The following is a 6553-nucleotide window of genomic DNA, read 5'->3' on the forward strand; positions in this document are numbered from 1 at the left end:
TTTACAAAACAATTAATCTTCAAATTCTTCTTTTAAGACCCGAATTACACTTTTTATAGTTTCTTCTTCTAAGTCTGTAATTTTAACTAAATCACTAACATCTTTTTCAAGCACACTTTTTGCAGTATCTAAACCTATTCTTGATAATTCTTCAATTACCCAGTCTTCAATTTCGTCTGCAAATTCTTTAAGCTCAACATCTTCATCTGATTGACCGTCTCTATAAACGTCTATCTCATAACCTGTTAACTGACCTGCCAATCTAATATTATGCCCACCTCTACCAATTGCTTTAGAAACCTCTTCTGGTTTCAACATTACTTGAGCAGTCTTGTTTTCATCGTCAATTTTTATTGACATTACTTTAGCAGGACTTAATGCTCTTGTAATTAACAACTGATTATTAGTCGTATAATTAATAACATCTATATTTTCATTTCCTAATTCACGAACAATCCCGTGAATACGAGAACCTTTCATCCCCACGCAAGCTCCAACAGGGTCAATTCTATCATCATAAGAATCTACCGCTACTTTTGCTTTTTCCCCAGGAATTCTCACTACTTTTTTAACCGTAATTAAACCATCGAAAACTTCTGGTATTTCTTGCTCAAACAACTTCTCTAAGAAAACAGGAGCTGTTCTCGAAAGAATAATAACAGGCTTATTCCCTTTTAACTCCACACTTTCAATAACACCTTTAACATTCTCTCCTTTTCTAAAAAAGTCTGAAGGAATCTGTCTATCTTTAGGCATTACCAACTCGTTACCTTCATCATCTAACAAAATTACAGCTCTATGACGAATATGATGCACTTCTGCAGCATAAATTTCACCTTCAAGCTCTTTAAATTGTTTATAAATGTTAGTATTATCGTGTTCATGAATTTTTGAAATTAGATTTTGTCGTAATGCTAAAATAGCTCTACGCCCTAAATCTATTAACTTCACCTCTTCAGAAACATCTTCTCCAACTTCAAAATCTGGCTCAATTTTTCGAGCTGCAGTTAATGAAATTTCTTGATTCTCATCTTCTACTTCACCATCGGCAACTACTACTCTATTTCTCCAAATCTCTAAATCGCCTTTATCTGGATTTATAATTATATCAAAATTATCATCTTCTCCAAACTTCTTTTTCAATGCATTTCTAAATACATCTTCCAAAATCGCCATTAACGTTACACGATCAATATATTTATCGTCTTTAAATTCTGAAAAAGAATTAATTAGGTCGATATTCTCCATGTCAAAAAAAGATTAAAATGTTATCATCACTTTTGCTTCTACAATATCTGCGTATTTCAACACAGCCTCTTTATTTACTGTAACTTTACCTTTACCTACTGGTTTAGGCTCTCTAGCTTTCCATCGCAAGGTCACTTCTTCATCAGTCACCTCTTCAAGCTTAGCTTCAAATTGCTGCTCTTGAGTTTTCACACTTAACTTTCTTCCTATATTTTTTTTGAATTGTCTTGGTAATTCTAAAGGAGAAGCTGCACCAGCAGAGGTCACTTCTAATGAAAAATCTTGCTCATCACGATCTAAATTGTGCTCAATTTTTCTACTGACTGCAATACAATCATTCACTGAAACGCCCTGATCACCATCAATCACCACTAGAATTTGATTATCCTCTTTGATTTCAAATTGTATTAAAAACAAAGATGGATTTTCTTCTAAGGCTTCCTCTATTAATCGTTTAACTTCTTCGTATAGCATGAAAACTTTTATAAAAAGAGGGGACTTTACGTCCCCTCCAACAATCTTTAACTTCTGATTGCAAATATAATAATAATTTTTGAGTTTAGAAATCTGATTCTGAACTAAATTATTTGTAACTTTAATATATATAGGAAAAACAACCAATAAAATTCATTTAAAATGAAAAAAATCTTAGTCCCAACGGACTTTTCAGAACAAGCTAATAATGCATTAAAAGTAGCTGCAGAGTTAGCTAAAAAATACCAAAGTGAAATTTACCTGTTACATATGTTAGAGCTTCCTACTCAACTTATAGATCTTGCTGGAGCAAGCGACAATCAAGTACCAGAGGCAATTTACTTTATGAAAAAAGCTCACGAAAGATTTGAGAATATTAAAAATAAAGACTTCTTAACAGGTATTCCAGTATATGAAACTGTCATGTTTCATGGCGCTTTTAGCGGTATTATGGAAGTTGCAAAAAAGAATGATTGTGATCTAATCGTTATGGGGTCTCATGGTGCTGAAGGCCTTAAAGATGTTTTTATTGGCTCTAATACAGAAAAAGTGGTTAGAAACTCAGAGGTACCAGTATTAGTAATTAAAGACAATAAGTCTATTTTTGAAAATAAAGATTTTGTTTTCGCTAGTGATTTTGTACCACATGTAAAAAAATCATTCATTGAAGCAACTAAATTTGCAGAAACCATAGGTGCTAAAATGCACTTAGTATACATTAATACTGCCAATAAGTTTAAAACTACAGAGCATTTAGATAAAAAAATGAAAGCATTTGTAGATAATGTAGAGTTTTCTAATTATACTCTAAACATTTATAATGCAGAATCTATAGAGAAAGGGATCTTAAAATTTGCTGCTTTAAAAAAGGCAGGGATAATTGGCATTAGTACTCACGGAAGAAAGGGACTTGCTCATTTTCTAAACGGAAGCGTAAGTGAAGATTTAGTTAATCACTCTAAGAAAGCAGTCGTTACCTTTAAAATACAGTAATCGCTTCACGAAGACCAGCTTGCAAGCATGTCCAGAAGTAATTCCAAAAAGATTTTGTTTTATTTCTTTCTATGTTTTTAGGATTTGTAATGGTTTCTCCATTCTTTCTAGAGTTTTTCTTCACCACAACATTTACCAGCGCGCTTAAAAAGTTATTTTTTTGTGCGCTGTCTTTTTTCAGAACCTCAACTTTAAAATCATTATATGCAATTTTGAGTTCTCCACGAGCTTGGTCTTTGTCTCCTTTAAAATTAAAATACAACTCTTCAACCTCGCCTAAGGTTCGCATACCAAAAGCTGGCACAAAAAACGAATTTATAGAGCTTTCAGGTATTTTAAACACACTACCTTTTATCGTAAAAAGGTCTCTCTTATTATTTACTTTAAATCGCCAATCTACGCTAAGCTTAGACTTGCCCATAAATTGGGTTTCTATATTTACTTTTGTCTCAGGAAAATTTGCTTTGTCTAAATCTACATTGGTGATATTATAAGCTTTCATCGAAAGATTTTCAAATGCAATTCTGCCAGGCTCCCTATCTTTATTAATAAGCTCTTCATATTCTAGATGCATATTTTTTATGGCTAAACTATCTATATCGAGCTTTAAATTCATATCTCTAAGCATTTTACTGTAGAGATGCTTTTTACGCGTATCATCTTTTACAGATTTGTCTCTGTAAATAGAAAAATTCATGTCATTCAACTCTACAAAATTGCTGGAAAAAGAATTTTGGCTTTTATTTAAATCAAAAGAATAGTTATTAATTTTTAGATTTTTCAACTTTAAATCCATTAAATCTTTTTCATACGGAATTACATTCACATAATCTTTTCTAGAAAATTTAGGCAAATAGACCAGATTATTCAACTCGATTAAATTAGGCTGAAGTAACATTTTCTCAACCTGAAGTTCTTGCAGTTTACTTACGCGGTAAGAAATACCCGAAAGTTGAATATTAAATTTTTTATACTCAAAAGGTATTTTATTTGTTAAGGTTTTACTAGTAACACCAACAGAATCTATTTCAATATTAAACTTTTCTAACTTTAATATTCTTAACGAATCTTGCTCAAAAACAAAACTACCGTCCAATTCAACTTTATTAACCAGAATGTCTTTATCAAATTTCTTTTTTGGAGATTGTGGATTTGATTTGTTTTGGCCATTAGACAACTTTTCTAACCTAGCGTTAGCATTTTTAACAACTGCTTTATTTATTTCAACCTTACCATTCCACAAAAGTTTCCAATAATTAATCCCTGAAATTTGTACTTTTTTTGCCGAAAAAAACTTTCCTCTTTTATCGAAAATAGGTTCAATTATACTTGCAGAGCAAGAGATGAGACTAAGCTCAACTTCTTCAAATTTAATTTCTGAAGCTAATATATTTTCTATTTTATTTATAGTGATTTCTTGGGCTACAAAATACCCCACTACTAAAACAACAAAAAAACAAATGATAACTATAAAAGTTTTTTTCATTATAATATATTTAAAAGAGTAATGTATTATACTTTTTCAATAAAGGCATTTTGTTTAGGAGTTTTTAACTTAAAAACAGCAAAATTTTAAGATCAGAGGTTAAATTTTAGCTAAATATAATAAATGCAGAAATTTCACTTGACATTCATATTATATTTGTGAAAACCAAAAAATTATATGATCGCCAAGTTTTTACTTTTCTCTCTGTTTATTATTGCCGAAATCACCCTAGGCATTTACAGCTTGGCTATTAGCGAGAGTTTATTAGCTAGGTTTTTATTTTTTATATTAAGTGCATTTATTGTTTGCACGATAGTTATAAAAATATCTAATAAACTGCTTCCTGAGGATGATAAAAGAAATAAAATAGTGAAAAGAAGATCTAAAATTAAAGAAGCATAAGATTAAGTATATTCACCATAGATCATATTTCCTGCTAATTTATGAAAATCACCTGTGTCTCAGATACTCACAATCTTCACGAAAAAATTATTCTACCTACTGAAGGAGATGTAATTATTCATGCTGGAGACAGCACCGAAGGCGGAACCAAAAGAGAACTTAAAAATTTTCTGAAATGGTTTTCTGCATTACCATTTAAGCACAAAATATTTATAGCTGGCAATCATGATTTTTTTCTAGAAAACATTTCTGCCCCAGAACTTCACAGATTAATCCCTAAAAACGTAACCTATCTTAAAGATAACGGAATTACGATAGAAGGTGTTAAATTTTGGGGATCACCATACATCCCGTCTCAAGATAAATGGGCATTTACCAAACCAGTAAATAAAATGGAAGCACATTGGGAAAAAATTCCTGATAATGTTGATATTCTCATCACTCATACCCCACCTAAAGGTATTTTAGATGAAACCAATCGTCAAGTAGAAATTGGTTGTCCAGCATTAGCAAAAGAAATTTTGAACAAAAAACCAAAAGTTCATGTATTTGGTCATTTGCACGAAAACTACGGAACAGTAAAACTTCAATACACTACCTACATTAATGCTACTTCTTTTTTTAAAGACCTAAACTTCATTAACATGCCTATAACACTAAACTTCACCAATTAAGCCAATTTTCCTAAAATAGAAGTTAATTATTTACTAATCAATATTTTATTATAACTTATTTAACAAACTATAGTTTAAATTTAAAAAGAATTATTAATTCTCTAACCATGAAAACTACTTACGACAATCAAGAGATTATTCAAGAAATGAATAACCTAATTCATTTTAGTTGTACCGAAAATAATCAACAACTCGAAAAATTTCAAGAAGCTCTTATAAAAAAATATTTCGCAGCAGTAGAAGTAAAGATAGACAAACCTAATCAAGAAATTCACTTAAAACTTATGGTTAAAAAAGCGCAATACGCAAATGTTATTGTTAACTATAAAAATTTTGAAGAATTTTTAAAATCTTGTCTTGAAGACGATTTAGGCAATTTAAGCTTTTACCAAAATATGCTTATGTTCTACAATATAAGCGGATCATTCTCTAAGGTTATGTACGAATTAGAATAATGCTTGATTAATTATAGAAAGCATTCTACGCTCTACTCTCATTTTATGGAAATTTAGCTATTAAAAAATAGTATACTTTTCAAATCTAACTAAGACTCATTAAGAGTTAATTAAAATAGCTATTGAAAAAAATCATAGGGATAAAACGAAGTTTTTAAATTTAGGGTTAGCTTTAAAATATCATTCAATACTACTGTAAATTAACAGGCAAAAGTTATGAAATATAGATTTAGCCAAATCGCTAATTAATTCATAACAAAGAACATAAAAGCAATTAAAAGTTGCTCCCTAAGCAATCGTAATGCTCTTGACATATGATCTTCAACAGTTTTTTCAGAAATACCTGAAAATAAGGCAATTTCTTTATTTTAAGATTATCTTTTTGACGCAGCTTAAATACCTCTTTACATTTAGCTGGCAGATTTTCAACTGCAATTTTTAATTTTTGTCGTCTTATATTAAGTGTTTCGCTACTTTCTGATTCTCCATCTAAAACAGCTTCTAAATGAATTTCATCTGATATCGAAATTTTTCTACGCTCTTTACGATAAATATCTATAAATAGATTTCGAGAAACAGTAAAAAGAAATGCTGAAATAATAGTATCACTTGGCAATTCTTTTCTTTTTCCCCAAAGCTTGATAAAACTCTGTTGCACAATATCTTCAGCAGAAATACGGTCTTTAGGGATAAATCTCAAAAGTTGTGTGCGAATTGAAATAATAGGTTGATTTTTGTTTTCTTAAATTAAAAGTATTGGAGGCCCTATATTGACTTACTTAAGATTTTATTACCAGAATTATTAATTACTCATTTTAAGC

8 protein-coding genes are annotated in these 6553 nt (G+C 30.3%); 4 read left to right on the plus strand and 4 right to left on the minus strand.

Annotated elements, in window-relative coordinates; translation table 11 throughout:
* Positions 1–12 precede the first annotated feature (12 nt).
* Both nusA and rimP read right to left on the minus strand, forming a co-directional pair.
* Positions 13–1248: a transcription termination factor NusA gene (gene nusA, locus KW502_RS11700; RefSeq protein ID WP_219040739.1), complete on the minus strand. Its 1236-nt coding sequence runs from the start codon at positions 1246–1248 to the stop codon at positions 13–15.
* 12 nt (positions 1249–1260) lie between these two features.
* A complete protein-coding gene (gene rimP, locus KW502_RS11705) occupies positions 1261–1722 on the minus strand; it encodes a ribosome assembly cofactor RimP (protein ID WP_219040740.1) in 462 nt (153 codons plus the stop codon).
* Positions 1723–1884: 162 nt separating this feature from the next.
* Here rimP and KW502_RS11710 point away from each other — a divergent pair, with 162 nt between their 5' ends.
* The gene (locus tag KW502_RS11710) at positions 1885–2715 is read left to right on the plus strand and encodes a universal stress protein (RefSeq protein WP_219040741.1); all 831 of its coding nucleotides are present in this window, start codon (positions 1885–1887) and stop codon (positions 2713–2715) included.
* Here KW502_RS11710 and KW502_RS11715 read toward each other — a convergent pair.
* Positions 2702–4201, minus strand: coding sequence for an AsmA family protein (locus KW502_RS11715; RefSeq protein ID WP_219040742.1), 1500 nt, complete (start codon positions 4199–4201; stop codon positions 2702–2704). The two genes, KW502_RS11710 and KW502_RS11715, sit on opposite strands and share 14 nt — an antisense overlap.
* Before the next feature lie 177 nt (positions 4202–4378).
* On the opposite strand from KW502_RS11715, the gene KW502_RS11720 reads away from it, so the two are divergent.
* The 3 genes from KW502_RS11720 (at position 4379) to KW502_RS11730 (ending at position 5732) form a co-directional block, all read left to right on the plus strand.
* Complete coding sequence (locus KW502_RS11720; protein WP_219040743.1) at positions 4379–4603, plus strand: hypothetical protein; 225 nt, start codon at positions 4379–4381, stop codon at positions 4601–4603.
* 41 nt (positions 4604–4644) lie between these two features.
* On the plus strand, positions 4645–5277 hold the full coding sequence (locus KW502_RS11725; protein WP_219040744.1) for a metallophosphatase domain-containing protein: 633 nt from the start codon (positions 4645–4647) through the stop codon (positions 5275–5277).
* A gap of 107 nt (positions 5278–5384) precedes the next feature.
* On the plus strand, positions 5385–5732 hold the full coding sequence (locus KW502_RS11730; protein ID WP_219040745.1) for a DnaA ATPase domain-containing protein: 348 nt from the start codon (positions 5385–5387) through the stop codon (positions 5730–5732).
* Positions 5733–6006: 274 nt separating this feature from the next.
* Here the strand turns inward: KW502_RS11730 and KW502_RS11735 are convergent, their stop codons facing one another.
* Positions 6007–6432, minus strand: a complete 426-nt coding sequence (locus KW502_RS11735) for an RNA polymerase sigma factor (protein ID WP_219040746.1) — start codon at positions 6430–6432, stop codon at positions 6007–6009.
* Positions 6433–6553: the final 121 nt, after the last annotated feature.

The sequence above is a fragment of the Mesonia aestuariivivens genome (genome assembly GCF_019311235.1).
Taxonomy (GTDB): domain Bacteria; phylum Bacteroidota; class Bacteroidia; order Flavobacteriales; family Flavobacteriaceae; genus Mesonia; species Mesonia aestuariivivens.

Bases quoted from the DNA above. Each gene is read 5' to 3' on its own strand.
- nusA (WP_219040739.1), bottom strand. From the start codon at position 1,248: ATGGAGAATATCGACCTAATTAATTCTTTTTCAGAATTTAAAGACGAT.
- rimP (WP_219040740.1), bottom strand. From the start codon at position 1,722: ATGCTATACGAAGAAGTTAAACGATTAATAGAGGAAGCCTTAGAAGAA.
- KW502_RS11710 (WP_219040741.1), top strand. From the start codon at position 1,885: ATGAAAAAAATCTTAGTCCCAACGGACTTTTCAGAACAAGCTAATAAT.
- KW502_RS11715 (WP_219040742.1), bottom strand. From the start codon at position 4,201: ATGAAAAAAACTTTTATAGTTATCATTTGTTTTTTTGTTGTTTTAGTA.
- KW502_RS11720 (WP_219040743.1), top strand. From the start codon at position 4,379: ATGATCGCCAAGTTTTTACTTTTCTCTCTGTTTATTATTGCCGAAATC.
- KW502_RS11725 (WP_219040744.1), top strand. From the start codon at position 4,645: ATGAAAATCACCTGTGTCTCAGATACTCACAATCTTCACGAAAAAATT.
- KW502_RS11730 (WP_219040745.1), top strand. From the start codon at position 5,385: ATGAAAACTACTTACGACAATCAAGAGATTATTCAAGAAATGAATAAC.